We start from the raw sequence: 18,942 nt of genomic DNA, 5'->3' as shown, positions 1-18,942 counted from the left end.
GTAACGCAATGAAACACAAGAAGAGAATTTCACTGTTGCTATCCATAATGATGATGGCTACTTTCGTACTAGCGGCTTGTGGCAGCGGAGACAGCAAAAATAGTGCAAACGGCAGCGAAGGTAGCAGCGGAACGGATGTGCAGCAGGAAGAGAAGCTTGAGCCGATGACCATAACCTATTATAGTGCTGATTCCAATGCGAACTGGGTCAATATGCAGGATGCAGTCGGGAAGAAGCTGACTGAGAAGACAGGGATTACAATTCAAGCTGAGTATGCGGTGGATGGCTCGAACCAGAAGCTTCCTTTAATGGTAGCGAGCGGTGAATATCCGGATCTGGTATTTGCCAAGAGTGACGCCAATTTATTCGTGGATGCCGGAGCTTTTCTTGATCTGACAGATCTGATTGAAGAGCATGCGCCGAATATTAAAAAGGTATACGGTGAGTACATGAGCCGCTTGAAATGGAGCAATGACGATGAGGCAATCTACGTTTTGCCGACACTTGCTGCCATGGACAATCAGATGCTGGATGCTGGCGGCACGTTCCAAATTCAGCATGAAGTGCTGAAGGAACTAGGATACCCTGAACTCAAAACGGTAAAAGATTACGAGAAAGCCCTGAAGGATTACGCTGATAAAAACCCGACCATTGACGGACAGCCTACCATTCCGTTGACGCTGAATGCGGATGGGTGGAGAATCATGATCTCCGTTACGAACCCTGCGTTCATCGCGACAGGCGCATCCGATGATGGAGAGTATTACATTGATCAGGAGACCGTGGAGGCCAAGCTGCACTACAAGCGTCCTGAGGAAAAAGAATATTTCCGCTGGCTGAACCATATGAACGCTACAGGCCTTCTGGATAAAGAAACCTTCGTCCAAAAGACAGACCAATATGAAGCGAAAATATCCTCTGGTCGCGTCCTTGGCGTCATTGACCAGGAATGGGGCTTCGGCAACGCAACAAACGCTCTGAGATCTTCTGGCAAAGAGAACCGTACGTATGCACGATTCCCAATCCAATTGGATGAGTCGACGAAGGATGCAACGTTCCAGGATACGGGCTATGTAGCAGGATGGGGAGTAGGAATTTCGACGTCCGCGAAGGATCCTGTTCGGATCATCAAGTTCCTCGATTACCTGGCTTCCGAGGAAGGCCAAGTATTGATGAATTGGGGTATTGAAGGCGAGCACTACAATGTTGTGGACGGTAAGCGCGTGATTCCGGAAGATGTCCAGGAGCGCAAAACCTACGACAACGCGAACTTCACAAAAGAAACTGGAATCGGCTTGTATAACGCGATGTACCCTCGTTATGGCGACGGTGTCCTAGATTCGACGGGCAACTATTATACGACGAACTTCCCGGAGACAATTATAGAGAACTATACGCCATCCGCGAAGGAAACCCTGAAAGCCTATGGTGCAGAAATGTGGAAAGACCTGTGGCCGAAGCAGGATGAATTCGAAGTGAAGCCATGGGGCGTGGCGTATAATATTCCGGTACCGAGCGATTCCAATATCAACATCACGTACAAAAAAGTAGAAGAGATTACACGCAAGCGTATTCCTGAAGTCATCTTGGCTGATCCTTCTAAATTTGATGCGTTATATGATCAGTTCATTAAAGAACTGAATGATGCTGGTGCTGAGAAAATGGAGCAGGAATATACTGAATTGGTACGTGACCGCGTTAAACTCTGGAATGATTAAGATATAAGCGATTGAAGGGGCCGGCTGTTTGCGGGCCCCTTCTAGCTATATGTAAGGGGGAATTACACTGAGTACAGCGAAACAACAAACCTCAACATTATGGTACCGGAAGCCTGCGGCCAAGTGGGAAGAAGCCCTTCCGCTCGGCAATGGCAGCCTTGGCGCTATGGTGTTCGGTGGCGTACAGGAGGAACGAATCCAATGGAATGAAGACACGCTTTGGTCGGGATTTCCCCGCGATACGAACAACTACGAAGCTCTTCGTCATTTGGCCTCGGCAAGGGAATTGATTGCATCCGGGCAATATATCAAGGCCGAGCAGCTGATTGAGGGCAAGATGGTTGGCAGACGTACAGAGTCTTTCTTACCGTTAGGAGATCTTCTCATCAGACAGATAGGGATAGGCGGGCACTGGAGCGATTATCGGCGTGAGCTGGACTTAGATACCGGAATAGCTTCTACATCATTCATAGCCGCTGGCTCCGATCACATCTGCAGGGAGATGTTCATCAGTGCAATTGATCAGGTGGCCGTTATTCAGTATACGTTTGCGAATGATGAAGCAATCCAACTGGAGCTTGAGCTGAACTCATCCCTGAAGCATGATGTACGCACCGAGGAGGATGGGGCGCTGGTATTGTACGGGCATGCACCTACTCATATTGCAGATAATTACAATGGCGATCACCCCAGCTCCGTACTTTATGAAGAAGGGCTCGGCCTCCGGTACGAGCTGAGACTTCTTGCCTTGTCCGACAGGGGTCAGGTGAATGTGGACGATAAGATCATGCGCATTAACGGGGCAGGCTCGGTAACGCTGCTGATTGCGGCTGCAACGAATTTTGAAGGCTTCGATCGATCACCGGGTTCTAGGGGCACCGATCCATCCGATATATGCAGAAGCAGAATTGATGCAGCGATGCAATATGAATTCGAGAAGCTGCGCACGCGGCATATGAAGGAGCACCAAGCCTTGTTCAAGCGCGTAGAGCTCCGTCTTGGTCCTCAGGAGCTTGAACGGTCTACAGAACATATGGCTATCGATGAGCGGATGAAGGCGTACCGGGAGGGGAAGGAAGATTCAGCACTGGAAGCACTTATGTTCCAATTTGGAAGGTATTTGCTTATTGCCAGCTCCCGGCCGGGTACCCAGCCTGCTCATCTCCAGGGGATATGGAATCCGCATGTCCAGCCGCCATGGAATAGTGATTATACAACTAATATTAACACCGAGATGAATTACTGGCCGGCTGAGGCCACCCATCTCAGCGAGTGCCATGAGCCGCTGATCCGAATGATCCAGGAGCTTAGTATAAATGGCACCCGGACCGCTAAGATTCATTATGGCGCCCGTGGATGGGTGGCCCACCATAATGTAGATTTGTGGCGGATGTCCAGCCCGAGCGATGGCAGAGCCATGTGGGCTTTCTGGCCCCTGGGAGGCGCATGGTTATCCCGGCATCTATGGGAACATTATCTGTATCAGCCCGATCCCGAATATTTGCGGGAAACTGCTTATCCGTTAATGAAGAATGCGGCTTTGTTCTGCCTGGATTGGCTTGTTGAAGATGGAAAAGGGCATCTGGTGACGAGTCCATCAACCTCACCTGAGAATCTGTTTCTTACTGAAGAAGACCTGCCTTGCAGCGTGTCGGCAGGCTCAACCATGGATATGGCCATCATTCGGGATTTATTCCATAACTGTATCGAAGCTTCGCAGCTGCTGGAGCTTGATGAAGAGCTGCGAAAGGAATGGAAGACGGCAGCAGCCCGGCTGCTGCCTTACGCGATCGATGCGGAAGGCAAACTCCAGGAATGGAGTGAGCCGTATGCGGAAGCGGAGCCCGGTCATCGGCATGTGTCTCATCTGTATGGGCTGTACCCTGGATCCGATATTACCGTGGAAGATACCCCGCGGCTTGCGGCTGCCGCTTGCCGTACACTTTTGTCACGCATTGATCATGGAGGAGGGCATACCGGGTGGAGCTGCGCATGGTTGATTAACATGTTCGCAAGACTGCAGCAGCCCGAGAGGGCTTATGAATATATTCAGACGTTAATCTCACGCTCCATGCATCCTAATCTGCTGGGGGACCATCCGCCGTTCCAGATCGATGCCAATTTTGGAGGCACGGCCGGTGTTGCGGAGATGCTGCTTCAGAGTCATCAGGGCGTTATTCGGCTGCTGCCGGCGCTTCCGAAGGCCTGGAGAGAGGGCGCAGTAAGAGGATTGAAAGCTCGCGGCGGATTTATCGTGGATATGGAATGGAAACAAGGCATTCTTACCTCTGCGAGATTAACTTCTACGCATGGCCAACTCTGTAGAGTTAGCTACAGCAATGCTTTCACCATCGAGCAGGAAGACGGAAGCGTTGTGAAGACAGATGATGGCGTGTTTGAAACCGTGAGCGGGATGACTTATCGGATCACCCTGACGGATGTCCAGAACGGCGTGGATAAGGTCTAGTCTCAAGCATAGCCGTTGAATGGAATAAATACGGAATATAAGAAACTAAAGGAGCTGAACATCAAATGATTAACGAGAACCTGCCCAAAATGTGGTATGGCGGTGATTATAATCCGGAGCAGTGGGATGCAGAAACGTGGACAGAAGATGACCGCCTGTTTAAGCTTGCCGGTATTGATGTAGCCACCATTAATGTGTTCTCTTGGGCGTTGAACCAGCCAAACGAGGAGACGTATGATTTTGCTTGGCTGGATGAAACGATTGAACGGTTATATAAAAACGGAGTGTATGTTTGTCTGGGAACCAGCACAGCAGCCCATCCTGCCTGGATGGCCCGGAAATACCCGGATGTACTTCGCGTCGACTACGAGGGCCGTAAACGTAAATTCGGCGGCCGTCATAACTCCTGCCCGAACAGCCCTACCTATCGAAAATACGCCGCAGTTATGGCAGGGAAGTTAGCGCAGCGGTATAAAGATCATCCGGCTGTCTTGATCTGGCACGTAGCGAACGAATATGGGGGATACTGTTATTGCGATAACTGTGCTGCCGCATTCCGGGTTTGGCTGGAGCAGCGTTATGGCACACTGGATGCGGTGAATAAAGCCTGGAATACCCGCTTTTGGGGTCATACCTTCTATGATTGGGATGACATTGTTGTACCTAACACCTTAAGTGAGGAGTGGGGCGGCAACAGGACCAACTTCCAGGGGATATCCCTGGATTATCGCCGCTTCCAATCAGACAGTCTGCTGGACTGCTATAAGCTGGAGCGGGATGAACTGAGGCGGATCACGCCGGATATTCCGGTGACAACGAATCTCATGGGCTTTTACCCGGAGCTGGATTACTTCAAATGGGCCAAAGAGATGGATGTTGTATCTTGGGACAACTATCCTTCACTAGACACCCCATACAGCTTTACCGCTATGGCACATGCTTTGATGCGGGGACTGAAGGGCGGGCAGCCGTTTATGTTAATGGAGCAGACGCCAGGCGTTCAAAACTGGCAGCCATATAATTCGGCCAAACGTCCGGGGGTAATGCGATTGTGGAGCTATCAAGCGGTTGCCCACGGGGCGGACACGGTTATGTTCTTCCAGCTGCGCCGTTCGATCGGAGCCTGCGAGAAGTACCATGGTGCGGTTATTGAGCATGTTGGGCACGAACATACCCGTGTATTCCGCGAGTGTGCAGAGCTGGGCAAGGAGCTGCAGTTGCTTGGGGACCGGATCCTGGATGCGCGATCGGACGCTAAAGTTGCGATTATCTACGACTGGGAGAACCGTTGGGCATTGGAGCTGTCCAGCGGTCCGAGCGTAGCCCTAAACTATGTGAATGAGGTGCATAAGTATTATGACGCGTTGTATCAGCTGAATATCCAGACTGATATCATTAGCGTCGAAGAGGACCTGAGCAAGTACGATGTGGTGATTGCACCCGTAATGTATATGGTGAAACAGGGCTTTGCCCAGCGCGTGGAGCAGTTTGTATCCCGGGGAGGTACTTTCGTGACTACCTTCTTCAGCGGCATCGTTAATGAGAACGATCTGGTGACACTGGGCGGATATCCAGGTGAGCTGCGCAAGGTAATGGGAATCTGGGCCGAGGAGATCGACGCACTGCTTCCAGGACAGCAGAATCAGATCGACATGAAGGAGGAATGGGGAGCGCTGCGTGAAAGTTATCCATGTGGAATATTGTGCGATGTCATTCATGCGGAGACGGCGGAGGTTCTGGCTGAGTACGGAACCGACTTCTATAAAGGGACTCCTGTCTTAACGAAGAATGCGTTTGGTGAAGGGCAGGCTTATTATGTGGCCAGCAGTCCGGATTCACAGTTCCTGCAGGGATTTCTGGCTAATCTGTGCCAAGAACAGGGCTTGAAGCCGCTGCTCGATACACCACCCGGGGTAGAGGTGGTAGAACGAGTGAAGGATGGGAGCTCCTACTTGTTCATATTGAACCACAACGCTGAAGAGATGACATTTGATGCAGGTTCTGCCAATTCATTCGATCTCCTGAGCAGCCGGCAGGTTGCGGGTCATGTCACGATTCCGGGCAGGGACGTTATGATTCTGGAACGGAGTATTGCCGCCCATTCATAAAAGGACCAGGGAGATTAAGCTCAGAACTTGGTTAGGAGGCAGAAGCAATGAGTATACATGTTCATGAAGATCTGGGGATATTTCATCTCCAAAGCGAACACTCAAGTTATGTGATTGAGCTGGTACGGGGTGTCTATCCGGCGCATGTCTATTGGGGGCGCCGTATACGTGACAGTCATGTTGCCGGAATGCTAGAACGCAGGGAAAGGGCTTCATTCTCTCCGATGCCGTTTCGGGAAGATGCTTCATTCTCCCTCGATAGTTTGCCCCAGGAATATCCGAGCTATGGCAGCGGCGATTTCCGTCAGCCCGCCTATCAGGTGCAGCTGGCTGACGGAACGACCGTCACCGAGGCAGAATATATCCGTCACCGGGTGTATAAAGGTAAGCCAAAGCTTGAAGGATTGCCGGCTGTATACGTGGAGGATGACAACGAGGCAGACACGCTGGAGCTGGAACTGCTGGATCGGGCAAGCGGACTGATGATTTATTTGTCATATACGGTGATGAAGGCGTTCGATGCTATCACGCGCTCCGTTTCCTTCCATAATAACAGCAAGAAGGACATGACCCTGCTGCGGGCCATGAGTGTCAGCATGGATATGAATCACAGCCGATATGATCTTCTGCATCTTCATGGGGCATGGGCAAGAGAACGCCATATAGAGCGAAGAACATTGTCTCCAGACATACAAGGAATTGAGAGTCGCCGAGGTTCGAGCAGCCATAACCATAACCCATTCCTGGCGCTGCTGTCAGAAGGCGCCAGCGAAGAGTGTGGAGAAGTGTACGGCTTTAGCCTGGTATACAGTGGCAGCTTTGCCGCGCAAGTGGAAGTGGATCAGTACGAAACAGCCCGGGTAACGATGGGCATGAATCCGTTCGACTTCACCTGGCTGCTTGAGCCGGGAGAGTCGTTTCAGACGCCGGAAGCCGTGATGGTCTTCTCAGCTGAGGGCTTGGGTGGAATGTCCAGACGTTATCATAGAATGTACCGTACTAGATTGGCCCGTGGGCAATTCCGGGATGCCTCAAGACCGATACTGGTTAATAACTGGGAAGCAACCTATTTCCACTTTAATGCAGACAAAATTGAGCAGATCGCAAGCACAGGACGAGACCTTGGCATGGAGTTGTTCGTGCTGGATGATGGCTGGTTCGGCAAACGCAATGATGATACGACCTCCCTCGGGGATTGGGTCGTTGACAAGAACAAACTGCCAGAGGGCCTGGAGGATCTGGTGAAGCGGGTCTGCGCACTGGATATGCAGTTTGGTTTGTGGTTTGAGCCTGAAATGATATCGCCAGACAGTGATTTGTACCGTCAGCATCCGGACTGGTGCCTGCATGTGGAAGGGCGCCGAAGAACCGAAGGAAGACAACAGCTGATCCTCGATTTCTCTCGCCGGGAAGTATGCGATGCAGTGGCTGATATGATCAGAAGCATTCTGCGAAGCGCACCGATCACCTATGTGAAATGGGATATGAACCGAAATATGACAGAGATCGGATCGGCTGCTCTGCCGGCCGAACGCCAGCGGGAAACCGCCCACCGCTATATGCTAGGTTTGTACCGGGTGATGGAACAGCTGACAACGGAATTTCCGCATATTTTGTTTGAGAGCTGCTCAGGCGGCGGCGGACGTTATGATCCGGGAATGTTGTATTACATGCCGCAGACGTGGACAAGCGATAACTCGGATGCTGTCAGCCGATTGAAAATTCAATACGAACGAGCCTGGTGTATCCTCCCAGCTCCATGGGTGCCCATATATCGGCAGTTCCGAATCATCAGGTACATCGGCATACTTCACTGCGTACGAGGGGATATGCAGCAATGTCAGGCAATTTCGGATATGAGCTGGACCTGACCGCTTTTAGCGAACAGGAAAAGGATGAAGTCCGTGAGCAGGTCAAGCTGTATAAAGAAATTCGGCATCTCGTGCAGTTCGGAGATTTGTACCGTCTTCGGAATCCGTTTGAAGGAAACGAGGCGGCCTGGACCATCGTGTCTGAGGATCGCTCGGAAGCCGTGCTGTTTTACTTCCGGATTCTAAGTGAGGCGAATGAGCCAATTGTGTGGCTACGTACAGTGGGGCTTGATCCGCAAGAGGATTACCGATGCCTGGAGGATGGAAACATCTACGGTGGAGACCGCCTGATGAATGCCGGATTAGCTGTACCAACGATGCAAGGAGATTTCCAGAGCTTCATTTGGAGATTAAGACGAGTTTAAGGTTCTATAACAAACTGGTATAATACCAAGAATCCAACCTATAGATGGGCAACTTCATAAAGAACCGCCAGAGAGGCTCATGGTCTCTGGCGGTTCTTTGGTGTTTCACAGGGACTGTATCAGGTTGCCTTGATGGAGTAAGTGCTGCGCTCCGTTGAAAGCACCAATTGCTGGTCTTGGATATCCGCACTCTTAAACCCGTCCAGTCCTATAAGATAGGTGTTATTTGGCAGCGGAGCTTCATGGCCAGCCGTAATAACAATACCGGAACCATGCAGCATAAGAGTATCGTGGTCTCCATATCCGTCAATGGACTGCTCTTGATGCTCCTGATGCTCAATTCGTTCCAGCTGCAGTTCGATCCGGTCCAGATCCTTCTCTTCTTGCTTGGAGATGTGCAAGGTATGGTTGCTTTTCGATTGAAGCCAATGGGTAACCTCTTTGATTGATGAATTCATAGTACACACCTTCCTTAATTATCAATGGCTTCAGATAGCTTGCCCAGGAAGGCGTCGCCTTAATTCACCAGTGGAAGTTTTATTCGTCATAGCTCACAGAAATTATCGTTGATGGAACTCTCACTTTTGGTTACATGTTAATATAGTGAAAGATTACGAAACCATTGCAGCTATACAAGGAGGGACCATGAGCAAAAAATGGTATTATATCATCGCCATCCTGTTCGTAACCTGCAGCTGGATCGGGAATGTCTGGTACTATGAGGCCAATCAGCTGAGCAGAACTGCTTTCTTGGAGCATCACGTGGAAACCAGAGAAGGGGATGGCCAGTTATTTGATTTGTATTATGTAGAGGACAAGCGTGCTGATGTTACATTGAGATCGATTGGAATCGAGGGTTATCCTGATTTAATTGTAACGTCTCAACCCCATTATGCAGAGTATCAACGGCAATATTTAGGTAAAATGATGGTGAATTTAAATAAGCCGTCTATACAGAAGGAACCAGCAGAAGAGTTGTCAGCGGAGCCAGTGCTTGTTCAAGAGATTACTGCAAATTACACGGACGGAACCTCGGAGCAAGTGGATATTGGGGAAATCTACATATGGCCTGCGGTGTATCAACAGGGTGCTCAAGATCCCATCTCGTGGACATCAAGCGGATCTTCTTCCGATAATACCGGCTACACCTCTGGCGTTGTTGCACGGCCGGTTGAATTAACGGCGTTCGCCTCCAAGTTGATGGATATCGTAGAAGCAGGAGACCTACAGATCAATGCCGACATCTCCGGGCAAGTCCCGGGAAGGAGCCATCAGACGCCGCCTTCAGAAGCCCAAATCGAGTTGAGCGGGGACCCGATCAAAAAGATTGCGCTTCCATTAAAGATTAATCAAGGCAGCTCCATACGGATCAGCCATAAGTTTAATATGCATGGATCACTGAAGAGCATGAAGGTGTACCAGTTCATGTTAAGAACAACCTTCGTAGAAGATGGGCGCCGATGGTATGAGGATACGATAATACCTTACCAAGTCTGGCCGATGGATAAGGAAATGACGGAGTTTGTCCGGAAAGGCAGGAAGGGATCATGAGAAGCGCTTGTTATCGCATAGTATGGGGACTATTTCTCGTTCTTGCCGACTTGAGGGTCGAATTCGTGGATATCCTTCCGGACAGTCTTGGATATTTGCTGATTGCTTCCGGTTTATGGGGGCTGCAGGGGCTGAACGGATATTTTAAGGCGGGACATTTATGCGCTTGGCTGTTGCTAATCTGGTCAATTCTGCAATTATTCTGGTTTCCTGATGCAGAGATTGGCAGCGTGCCCATGCATTCTGTAATTGATGTGTTGCCTCACTTGCTCGCCAGCGCTGTACATATCGTATTGATTTACGGAATCTGCAAAGGTATTCAAGCGTGCACTGCAGGTGCTGAATCCGGGCTTGATCAGCAAGCACGCTCCCGGCTCCACATGTATGTGGCTGTACAGCTGTTGTGGCTTTTCATCCATCCGTTCCTTCTCAATCTGGATTCAAATGTTATGATTCCCGTGGTTTTTGTATGCTCGCTTCTTGTGATGATTGCCGAAATAGCGATTCTGCTTCTGGTGCGACTATTCGCACGGCAATGGACAGAGAATATGGAATAGCTTCCTTAGAAAGTTCGTTGACTTACAAAAACCGTTTGAATCAAGCATAATCATCGTCTTCACTAGGGTGATAAACAATAGTAACCCCCAGCTGATTATATATTTCTTCAGTGTAGTGGTGATCGGGACAATGCTTGATCGTAGCCATGGCTTCTTGTCTGGAGACAAGCTTCTGCTGACAGTCAGGGCATCGGTCCTGGAACAGAGATTTCAGTCTATTCAACATAAAGCACTACACCTCCTGTATTTCCGATATAAATACTTGGTTTTATTATAAATCAACAATTGGGTACATTCAATAGCAATGTGCTCACGAGCGATATTCATTCGAACGGAGAGATCAATCACCATGTTAGTACAGCTTGTCGTTATGATCTTTATTGGGATTGTCGGTTCTTTTTTCTCGGGATTGCTCGGAATTGGTGGAGCGATCATTAATTTTCCTTTGTTATTATATATCCCTCCCTGGTTTGGGCTGGAAGCCTTTAGCTCGAAGGAAGTCGCTTCCATTAGTATGCTTCAGGTATTTTTCGCCTCCTTGTCAGGCATGATAACCAACCGGGTGGGTTCGCGCGGTGGTGAATCCTATGTTCACAAGCGCCTGGTTATCCAGATGGGGGCAAGCACTCTGGTCGGCAGTCTGATCGGGAGTCTGTCCTCCATGTTGATGACTAGTGAAACCATCAATATGATCTATGGTATTCTGGCTGTGATCGCTGTGTTATTGATGCTTGTACCCACCCGCGCCTCCAAGGAGAACAGAACGGTGAGCGAGGTAACTTACCAGTCATGGATGGCTATGGGAGCGGCCTTTATTGTCGGTGGCATCGCTGGCATTGTCGGTGCTGGCGGCGCGTTTATCCTGATCCCTATCATGCTGACCATTCTTAAAATACCGACTCGGATTACCATTGCATCATCACTCGCCATCGTATTTCTGTCTGCGGTTGGGGGTGTTATCGGCAAAGTGGCTTCGGGTGACATCCCGCTCTGGCCGTCTTTGTTCGCCGTTGTGGGAAGTCTGATTGGAGCTCCCATTGGAGCGTTGATTAGCCGCAGAATGAATGTTCGCTTGCTTCGTTATGCGCTGGCAATTCTTATTGCATTTACAGCGGTCAAAATTTGGCTTGATATTTTAGGGTAAGTAAAGAAGGAGAACCTTATTCATTATCTGAAAGAGGAGGATCATAAATTATGAGAAAAAGCCGGCTGGGATTATCAGAGTTATATGTTAGCGAAATTGGATTAGGTTGTATGTCACTGGGCACGCAGGAAGAACATGCTGTAAAGCTTATTCATCAAGCGCTGGATGGAGGTGTGAATTTCCTGGACACGGCAGATCTGTATGATGAAGGCCGTAATGAGGAAATGGTTGGTAAAGCAGTCCAGGGCCGACGCTCGGACGTGATTATTGCAACCAAAGTAGGTAATCGGCGTGTGCCGGGACAGGATGGCTGGGTATGGGATCCTTCCAAGGCTTACATAAAATCTGCAGTTAAGGAGAGCCTTCGAAGATTGGGAACGGATTATATCGACTTGTATCAGCTGCATGGAGGTACGGTGGAAGATCCGATAGAGGAAACAATTGAAGCCTTTGAAGAATTGAAGCGTGAAGGCTGGATTCGTTATTACGGTATTTCATCCATTAGACCGAACGTGATTCGTGAATATGTGGAAAAATCCGATATCGTCAGCGTAATGAGCCAGTATAGCATATTGGACCGAAGACCGGAGGAGGCTGTGCTCGATCAGCTTGCAGAGAAGAACATTTCCGCGATTGCCCGTGGACCCGTTGCTCGTGGTCTATTATCGGGTAAGGGAAGAACCAAAGCCGAGAAAGGTTATTTGGATTACAGCAAGGATGAGCTGCTTGATGTGCTGGGCAAGATTGAAGAGTACGTATCAGGTGAGGATTTGACGCATTTAGCCATTCGTTATGCTCTTGGTCATGCCGCTGTTGCCTGCACCATCCCTGGCGCAAGCTCGCTTGAACAACTGCTGCATAACCTGGAGGCTGGAAACCTTGAGCCATTATCACCACAGGATATTCAGGCCATCCAGGCGATCAGCCGTGCGAACCGATATGAATCCCACCGATAAGGCGCGATATGTTATAAGTTTGTAATGATTCTTGTATCTGTTAGAATTAGATAATGCCCGCAATCCGTCTGAAGGATCACGGGCATTTTATGCGTTTTATTATAAATAACCGGCCAAATTAACGTTAAGATCGGGGATCTAAAACTTTTTGCGGTTGGGGTTCGTTCTAAGCAACGTAAACCGCGCGGCTTATGCCATATCGTAAATGGTGAAAGGATTATGGAATGATTACCATTGAACATCTGTCAAAAACCTATCGCAAGGGCGCCTGGGCGCTCCTTGATGTTTCTCTGCAATTGGATAAAGGCATGACGGGTCTATTGGGACCTAATGGAGCCGGCAAAACTACACTCATGCGCATTCTGGCCACCTTATTGACGCCCACCTCCGGGCAGGTGCGAGTAAACGGGATATCCCTTGGACGGCCGGAGGAAATACGGCAGATGATCGGTTATTTACCGCAGCATTTTCATATCTATCCGCAGCTCACCGGCCGGGATTATCTGGATTATGTGGCGGCAATGAAAGGGATAACGGACCGGAATGCCAGATTCAAGGAAATCTCCAGACTGCTTGAGATGGTGAATCTCCAGGAAAAGGCGGATAAAAAAGTGCGCACTTATTCCGGAGGAATGAAACAGCGGCTCGGTATCGCTCAGGCGTTGTTAGGCTCGCCGGATATTTTGATCGTGGACGAACCGACCTCGGGGCTGGATCCCCAGGAGCGTGTCCGGTTCCGTAATGTATTGACCCGTTTCAGCATCGATCGGACAGTTCTGCTGTCCACTCATATCGTAGCCGATATTGAGAGCAACTGTCGCCGTATCGCCGTAATGAATCAGGGGAAATTGGTCATGAACGGCAGCTTGGCAGAGCTGAAGGCTTGCGGAAAGGGGCAAGTATGGGAAGCGGTGATGAGTCCAGACGAATTTACTTTGATGGATCCGTTAACCGTCGTGTCCACTCGTACGGTGCCGGAAGGTGTGTTGTGCCGCTTTATCGGTCAAGCTTCTCCGGCTCCTGAGGCATTTCCCGCTGATCCGACCCTGGAGGATGGATATCTGGCCTTGCTGCGGAGGGATCGCCATGCATAAATGGTGGAGACATAGTCTCTTGGAGCTTCGGCTATTGTTCGGAAACCCATTGTTTGCGTCTCTTCCAATCATATATGCCATATTGTTTATTGTGATGATGCTGCAGGCGGCAAGCAGCAACGCGCCGAACCATAATTTGTTCACAGCGGCCTATTCGTTTCATATGTTGGGACATACGATGACACTTGGCCCAGCCATGTTAATCGGCATTTTGTCCATAAGGCGGGATGTGTGCCGCCGATCCTTTGAATGGAATCACAGCTTGCCCGTGTCCTTCTTCACCTTGTTGACGTCGAAATATGTAGTCAGCTTGCTGTATTTTTCTCTGTTTACGCTATCGACATCGGTTATATTCTATATTCTGTCGGTCAGTCAGGGGATAGCAGGACATATTGCGATCATGCATACCATGCAATTTGCATTGCAGTATGAGGTTTCGTACATGGTGACACTTGCTCTCGCCATGCTTCTTGGGGCCAGCATTCCGAATCGGATCGTGTATTTGATTGGTTTCTGCGCGTGGATGTTTGGCACATTCTTCATGGAGATTTATATTATCAGTGAGCTAAGATGGATGCCGGCTCAGGTATTTCATCTCAATCAATTCTTCCTCCAATCCACTCGATATGAATATGAGAATTGGGGGTACGGCTTATTTAGCAAAGATATAAACACTTCACGATGGTTTGTGCTTGCCTTTACCTTCCTGCTGCTAACGGTATGCTTGTTCTTGTTAAACCGGAAGCGCTCTACCATGCTGCGGAAGGCAGGCTGGTTTGCGATGCTGGGAGCGGCTGTTATTACAGTAGCTGCAGCCGTGTCCTACGGCACTTTATGGGCAGATCGATATGCTCAAGTTGATGCCAGGCTTGCTGACCCATCGCTGTCTTATATCGACGATGCTGAAGATGCCTTCTTCTACCGGGTTTCTTCCTATGATATTAAGGTGAAACGGCTGCCGAATGATGAACTTCGCGTGACGGCTAAACTCACGATTCCTGCAGCCGAGATAAGAGGCCTGGAGCAGCTTCCATTAACACTAAACCGAATGTTTAAGCTTGAGCGTGTCCAGCTTCAGGGCATCGATGCCCGTTATAGCAGACAGGGAGAACGAATATCGGTCAGGATGGTTGGTGATGGTGGCGAAGAGGATATGCAAGCAGAACTGGAATATAGAGGGAAAGTCATGGACTTTATGGACGGGTATTCTAATGAAGAGTTTGCCGCTTATAGTGTTGGACCTGAAGTTAAGCTGGAAGGGCATCTTGCTTGGTATCCGCTGCCTGGATACCAGAATGTATATTTAAAGAGCAATAACGGAGATTATCCTCCTAAGCATATTTATCTGGGCTCTGATTACGGTCAGCTTCGTTACTCTACTGGAGACATAAAACTGGAGGTTGAAGGTTATCCGGTGCCCTTGTTTACGGGCTTGAAAGAGTTGGAACGGAGGCCAGGCTACCAGCAATTCGAAGATAGGGGGATACAGCAGAATATATCCCTGTATGGAGGCCGGTTCTGGAAGGAACTTCGCCAGCCTGATCTTCCGATCACCATCGTGACGACGCCATACTTGGAGAAGTCGGTCCTGCCGATCCAGCGGGAACTTAAGGAAAAGTATGATTATTTCTCAAGGTGGGCGCCTGAATTTAACAGTAACGCAGCCAAGATACTATATTTGGGTCAAGGGTTTAGATATACCCGGGTAGACAATCGAGTAATACTGTCTTCGAACCAATACACATATAACTTCAAAAATCTGTCAGGCGAATGGATGAATTCGATTCTGTTCGGCAACCAGGATGGGTTTTATTATTATGATGACCAGCCCGAGCAGGATATGCGCGGAAAGATCGCGAGTCTCTTCTGGTATGTGTATTATGTGGAAGAGAAGGGACTTAGTGATAAGCAATTGAGAGCAGCTTATGGCAATCTTCGTTCCGTACAGCAGCTTTTGTTCAAAAATGGGAGAGGCGACGACCCTCAGAACAGAATCGGCATAGGTATGGCCAGACAGGTCAGAAAAGCACTGGAAGAGGGCAAGGGAAGTCAGGTCAAAGAGCTGTTGGTACATTTTTACCGGCAAGGGTTGATGCTCCCGTATCCCAAACAAGATGATCCATTACATCCAGAGGAGCCGATCTCCTACAAGGAGTGGAAGCAGGCCTGGGAGTCTATGATGAACGCTGAATAACATCGGCCATCTGTTTGGATGCGGTCTATTATTGCATTGGATAGAATACAAACCGTAAAACAAATGCCTAATGGAAAGGGGGGAAGGCATGATTTCTGATCAGCAGCTGTCCGAACGCATGGCGGCCGGTGACCAGGCAGCATTTGAAATGCTGGTGACCAGGTACCACGGACCGCTTCTCAATTATACAAACCAGAGGCTGGGGGACCGGCAAAAAGCTCAGGATATTGTCCAGGAAACCTTTATCCGGCTCATTCGGCACTTGAAGCAGCACGGGACGCTTGAGCATGTTCGTTCATGGCTTTACCGCGTAGCTTTGAATATGTGCAAGGATTACTGGAAGAGCGCTGCTTACAGATCCGAAGGTCTTGCGGGCGAAGAGATGCCGGATGCGCACGACCCGGCACCCGGTGCTGAGGAGCTAATGGAGAGGCAGGAAACCTCTCTTGAGATTGCTGCATCGCTGGAGAGTCTGCCGGATATCCAACAGGAAATCGTATCACTGCGATTCTTTCATGATCTGAAGCTTCAAGAAATTGCTGATCTGGTCGGCCTCCCCTTAAGTACGGTGAAAACACATTTATATAATGCGTTGAGAAAACTGAAGAAAACTTTGGCCATGGAGCACTCTGATCTGGTGCCCGTTCAATCATCGCGGAAGACGCAGGGGAAGGCTTCTCTGGAACATGTTCAGCATGATTCCAAGGCGGAAGGGTCCGATTCACAGAACAAAGTAAAAGAAAGCGAGGTGTATCTCCATGGATCATCCATTCGATGATAACGAATTGAGAAGACTCGAAGACGAGCTTCGCGGTCCTCTCAGACGATCTGTTCTTCCATCGCCGTCGGCGGATGAGACGGCCGCCCTTATCGCGTCCCTTCAGGGAGAGTTCGATCAGTTAAAGATTGAACCCGAGTCGCCCAAGCTGGATTTTAATCCACAGGTGGACCCACCCTCCCTAAAGCAGATCCTTCGGAGCCAGATTCGATTGAACCAAAGATCCATTATACTAACGGCAGGAGCAGTCTTTTGTATGTTGGTTATGTTGGTGGACCCAGAATATCCATTAGATCAATTTGCCGGATTGCCTGGAGGTATCTTCCCATTGATTACTCCGCTGCTGTTAATCGTATCGATGCTGTTCAGCAGCCGAACCTGGGATAAAGGGATGCGGGCTGTTGAAACGCTCACACCTTACCCGCCGGCGCTTGTGCTGTATACCCGGCTGCTTTTGGTAACGGGGATCGTCATCGGGATGGCCTTGCTGAGCACCTTTATATTAGGACTGCGATCCATCCAGGCGGAATCTTCCCGCTTTTTATTCGGACCTTTTATTCTGGAGTGGATGGGCATTCTGCTCGTTACGGGTGGAGCGGCGATGTACATGTTGTTTCGTAAAGGGATGGTTGTCTCCCTGATCTCCGCCATACTGGTCTACGGAATGTGGATCGTGATCCAAGGACAGATGATGGACCAAGGGGTCTCCATGAACGGTAAAATGTTAATAGATGTGGTCCTGCTCGTGATCGGGTTGATTCTGCTCATATCTTCCTACGGCCGCAGTTTGAAACTGAACGGTACTTGGAGAACTGCTCATGATTAGAATGGAGGGAGTCGAGCGTCAGGCGGGCACATATCGGCTTGAAATTGAGAAAGCGGAGATACATTCCGGGCTGAATCTGATTGTTGGAGCGAACGGAGCCGGGAAAACTACCCTAATTGAACTGTTGACCACTTTGCAGCCTCCCGATTCGGGTGAGATTCTGTATAGCGGACGCAGGTCAGGAGATCATTTGCCACTCATCCGCAGCCAGATTGGATATGTGCCGGCAGATATCGAGTTGTATGGGGATATGAGAGTCGGCAAGCTTCTGACCTACATGGCTGAGTTAAAGGGGATCTATAACCCGGAAGCCATTGACAGATTGATGACGGATTTTCGGTTGGAGCCGCTCCGTAAGAGTAAGATCAAGAATTTGTCGCAAGGCGTACAGCGGCGCATTGCAGTCGTTCAAGCGCTGCTCGCTTCACCGACTTTTCTGTTCCTGGATGAGCCTTTAAACGGTATGGATGCAGAGGAACGCAAATTCCTCATCACCTATCTCACCCAATATGCACGTAGACGAATGGTCATCGTTGCTGCTCATGAGCTGAACGAATGGGAAGAGGCGGCCGATACCGTGATATGGATACATCGCGGCCGAATCCGATATATCGGCTCCCCGGCGCAGTGGAAGCTGAATGTAGTCTCCAGTGTCTGGGAAGGCGAGATTGATTTGGAAGCATTCGAGCGGATTCCGCAGGAATTGTTGATTCATTTTCAAATGACAGAGCATCGCATGAGAGTAAGATTGATGGGGAAAAAGCAGCCCGGTCCCGAGTTTGTGGAAAAAGCGCCTACGCTGGAGGATGCTTTCTTCCTTCATATGAATGCATTGGCCAAGCGAGGCTGAGCATAGTCATCATGACAAAAAACCATCGCCCCATAGAAAGGGGCGATGGTTTTTTTGTGCGATTTTTACCCATTTCAGCCCTACTTCTTTGTTTTGTTTCTGTGTCGCCAGTTATAGATCCACGAAGCTACCATGTTGGAGGGCAAGTACCACCACTGTGCACTGTAATGAAGCTGTTCTTCCTGAAATGACATGTTCTTGTAATACGTTTCCTGGTCGACACCTTGTCTTCGAGGGTCCTCTCTTAATGCCGCAATATAGCGGTACTGCACGGGGATCATGATCAGAAATATGGCAAACAGAACACCCACAATGATCCACATTACTGAACTCATAAGCGCACGCTCCTCAAGGGTTAATTTTTTATTAGAAAATATTCCCTCCTAATATACTACGGTTATAACCATATTATGGTTTCATTCCTTCATGTATATAATTTTGTCGTTTCAGGGTGGAATGGGAT

Annotated in this window: 15 protein-coding genes and 1 pseudogene; 13 read left to right on the top strand and 3 right to left on the bottom strand. The window is 49.3% G+C overall.

Translation table 11 applies throughout. The annotated features are described in order from the left end of the window. The first annotated feature begins 8 nt into the window (after positions 1-8). The 4 genes and pseudogenes from ABEQ74_RS25440 to ABEQ74_RS25425 all read left to right on the top strand — a co-directional run bounded on the left by ABEQ74_RS25440 (position 9) and on the right by ABEQ74_RS25425 (position 8,529). Complete coding sequence (locus ABEQ74_RS25440) at positions 9-1,718, top strand: ABC transporter substrate-binding protein (protein WP_430125021.1); 1,710 nt, start codon at positions 9-11, stop codon at positions 1,716-1,718. A 67-nt stretch (positions 1,719-1,785) separates the two neighbouring features. Next, entirely contained in the window at positions 1,786-4,185 is a 2,400-nt protein-coding gene (locus ABEQ74_RS25435) for a glycoside hydrolase family 95 protein (RefSeq protein WP_430125135.1), read from the top strand. Positions 4,186-4,250: 65 nt separating this feature from the next. After that, on the top strand, positions 4,251-6,293 hold the full coding sequence (locus ABEQ74_RS25430) for a beta-galactosidase (RefSeq protein ID WP_430125020.1): 2,043 nt from the start codon (positions 4,251-4,253) through the stop codon (positions 6,291-6,293). Positions 6,294-6,340: 47 nt separating this feature from the next. After that, positions 6,341-8,529, top strand: a pseudogene (locus tag ABEQ74_RS25425) (alpha-galactosidase). 119 nt (positions 8,530-8,648) lie between these two features. Here the strand turns inward: ABEQ74_RS25425 and ABEQ74_RS25420 are convergent. Then, positions 8,649-8,987, bottom strand: coding sequence for a hypothetical protein (locus tag ABEQ74_RS25420; protein ID WP_430125018.1), 339 nt, complete (start codon positions 8,985-8,987; stop codon positions 8,649-8,651). A gap of 187 nt (positions 8,988-9,174) precedes the next feature. Here ABEQ74_RS25420 and ABEQ74_RS25415 point away from each other — a divergent pair, with 187 nt between their 5' ends. Beyond that, entirely contained in the window at positions 9,175-10,080 is a 906-nt protein-coding gene (locus ABEQ74_RS25415; protein WP_430125017.1) for a hypothetical protein, read from the top strand. Continuing rightward, positions 10,077-10,637, top strand: a complete 561-nt coding sequence (locus tag ABEQ74_RS25410; protein WP_430125016.1) for a hypothetical protein — start codon at positions 10,077-10,079, stop codon at positions 10,635-10,637. The genes ABEQ74_RS25415 and ABEQ74_RS25410 overlap by 4 nt, the downstream gene beginning before the upstream one ends. A gap of 40 nt (positions 10,638-10,677) precedes the next feature. Here the strand turns inward: ABEQ74_RS25410 and ABEQ74_RS25405 are convergent, their stop codons facing one another. Then, a complete protein-coding gene (locus tag ABEQ74_RS25405; RefSeq protein WP_430125015.1) occupies positions 10,678-10,863 on the bottom strand; it encodes a hypothetical protein in 186 nt (61 codons plus the stop codon). A 123-nt stretch (positions 10,864-10,986) separates the two neighbouring features. Between ABEQ74_RS25405 and ABEQ74_RS25400 the strand changes: the two genes are divergently transcribed. From ABEQ74_RS25400 to ABEQ74_RS25370, 7 genes are all read left to right on the top strand, one after another. Further along, entirely contained in the window at positions 10,987-11,781 is a 795-nt protein-coding gene (locus ABEQ74_RS25400; RefSeq protein WP_430125014.1) for a sulfite exporter TauE/SafE family protein, read from the top strand. A gap of 50 nt (positions 11,782-11,831) precedes the next feature. Beyond that, a complete protein-coding gene (locus ABEQ74_RS25395) occupies positions 11,832-12,737 on the top strand; it encodes an aldo/keto reductase (protein WP_430125013.1) in 906 nt (301 codons plus the stop codon). Positions 12,738-12,961: 224 nt separating this feature from the next. Then, positions 12,962-13,831, top strand: a complete 870-nt coding sequence (locus ABEQ74_RS25390; RefSeq protein ID WP_430125012.1) for an ABC transporter ATP-binding protein — start codon at positions 12,962-12,964, stop codon at positions 13,829-13,831. Then, positions 13,824-16,025 (top strand): ABC transporter permease, encoded by a 2,202-nt coding sequence (locus tag ABEQ74_RS25385; protein WP_430125011.1) that lies wholly within the window; start codon positions 13,824-13,826, stop codon positions 16,023-16,025. The genes ABEQ74_RS25390 and ABEQ74_RS25385 overlap by 8 nt, the downstream gene beginning before the upstream one ends. An 88-nt stretch (positions 16,026-16,113) precedes the next feature. Next, on the top strand, positions 16,114-16,803 hold the full coding sequence (locus ABEQ74_RS25380) for an RNA polymerase sigma factor (RefSeq protein WP_430125010.1): 690 nt from the start codon (positions 16,114-16,116) through the stop codon (positions 16,801-16,803). Next, positions 16,784-17,629 carry a hypothetical protein gene (locus tag ABEQ74_RS25375; protein ID WP_430125008.1) on the top strand — a complete coding sequence of 282 codons (846 nt, stop codon included), beginning with the start codon at positions 16,784-16,786 and terminating at the stop codon, positions 17,627-17,629. Before ABEQ74_RS25380 ends, ABEQ74_RS25375 begins: the two co-directional genes overlap by 20 nt. Then, positions 17,622-18,479 (top strand): ATP-binding cassette domain-containing protein, encoded by an 858-nt coding sequence (locus tag ABEQ74_RS25370; protein ID WP_430125007.1) that lies wholly within the window; start codon positions 17,622-17,624, stop codon positions 18,477-18,479. Before ABEQ74_RS25375 ends, ABEQ74_RS25370 begins: the two co-directional genes overlap by 8 nt. Positions 18,480-18,559: 80 nt before the next feature. On the opposite strand, the gene ABEQ74_RS25365 is transcribed toward ABEQ74_RS25370, so the two are convergent. Then, on the bottom strand, positions 18,560-18,814 hold the full coding sequence (locus ABEQ74_RS25365; protein ID WP_430125006.1) for a DUF3949 domain-containing protein: 255 nt from the start codon (positions 18,812-18,814) through the stop codon (positions 18,560-18,562). Between the last annotated feature and the right edge of the window lie 128 nt (positions 18,815-18,942).

It is taken from the genome of Paenibacillus solani, from assembly GCF_050475945.1.
Taxonomy (GTDB): Bacteria; Bacillota; Bacilli; order Paenibacillales; family Paenibacillaceae; genus Paenibacillus_AQ; species Paenibacillus_AQ solani_A.
The sequence above is the reverse complement of the archived record's forward strand: the minus strand, read 5'-3'. Positions and strand labels throughout refer to the sequence as shown.

Coding starts and splice junctions, on each gene's coding strand:
- ABEQ74_RS25440 (WP_430125021.1), top strand. CDS start 9: ATGAAACACAAGAAGAGAATTTCACTGTTGCTATCCATAATGATGATG.
- ABEQ74_RS25380 (WP_430125010.1), top strand. CDS start 16,114: ATGATTTCTGATCAGCAGCTGTCCGAACGCATGGCGGCCGGTGACCAG.
- ABEQ74_RS25400 (WP_430125014.1), top strand. CDS start 10,987: ATGTTAGTACAGCTTGTCGTTATGATCTTTATTGGGATTGTCGGTTCT.
- ABEQ74_RS25375 (WP_430125008.1), top strand. CDS start 16,784: ATGGATCATCCATTCGATGATAACGAATTGAGAAGACTCGAAGACGAG.
- ABEQ74_RS25365 (WP_430125006.1), bottom strand. CDS start 18,814: ATGAGTTCAGTAATGTGGATCATTGTGGGTGTTCTGTTTGCCATATTT.
- ABEQ74_RS25410 (WP_430125016.1), top strand. CDS start 10,077: ATGAGAAGCGCTTGTTATCGCATAGTATGGGGACTATTTCTCGTTCTT.
- ABEQ74_RS25370 (WP_430125007.1), top strand. CDS start 17,622: ATGATTAGAATGGAGGGAGTCGAGCGTCAGGCGGGCACATATCGGCTT.
- ABEQ74_RS25420 (WP_430125018.1), bottom strand. CDS start 8,987: ATGAATTCATCAATCAAAGAGGTTACCCATTGGCTTCAATCGAAAAGC.
- ABEQ74_RS25385 (WP_430125011.1), top strand. CDS start 13,824: ATGCATAAATGGTGGAGACATAGTCTCTTGGAGCTTCGGCTATTGTTC.
- ABEQ74_RS25430 (WP_430125020.1), top strand. CDS start 4,251: ATGATTAACGAGAACCTGCCCAAAATGTGGTATGGCGGTGATTATAAT.
- ABEQ74_RS25390 (WP_430125012.1), top strand. CDS start 12,962: ATGATTACCATTGAACATCTGTCAAAAACCTATCGCAAGGGCGCCTGG.
- ABEQ74_RS25405 (WP_430125015.1), bottom strand. CDS start 10,863: ATGTTGAATAGACTGAAATCTCTGTTCCAGGACCGATGCCCTGACTGT.
- ABEQ74_RS25395 (WP_430125013.1), top strand. CDS start 11,832: ATGAGAAAAAGCCGGCTGGGATTATCAGAGTTATATGTTAGCGAAATT.
- ABEQ74_RS25415 (WP_430125017.1), top strand. CDS start 9,175: ATGAGCAAAAAATGGTATTATATCATCGCCATCCTGTTCGTAACCTGC.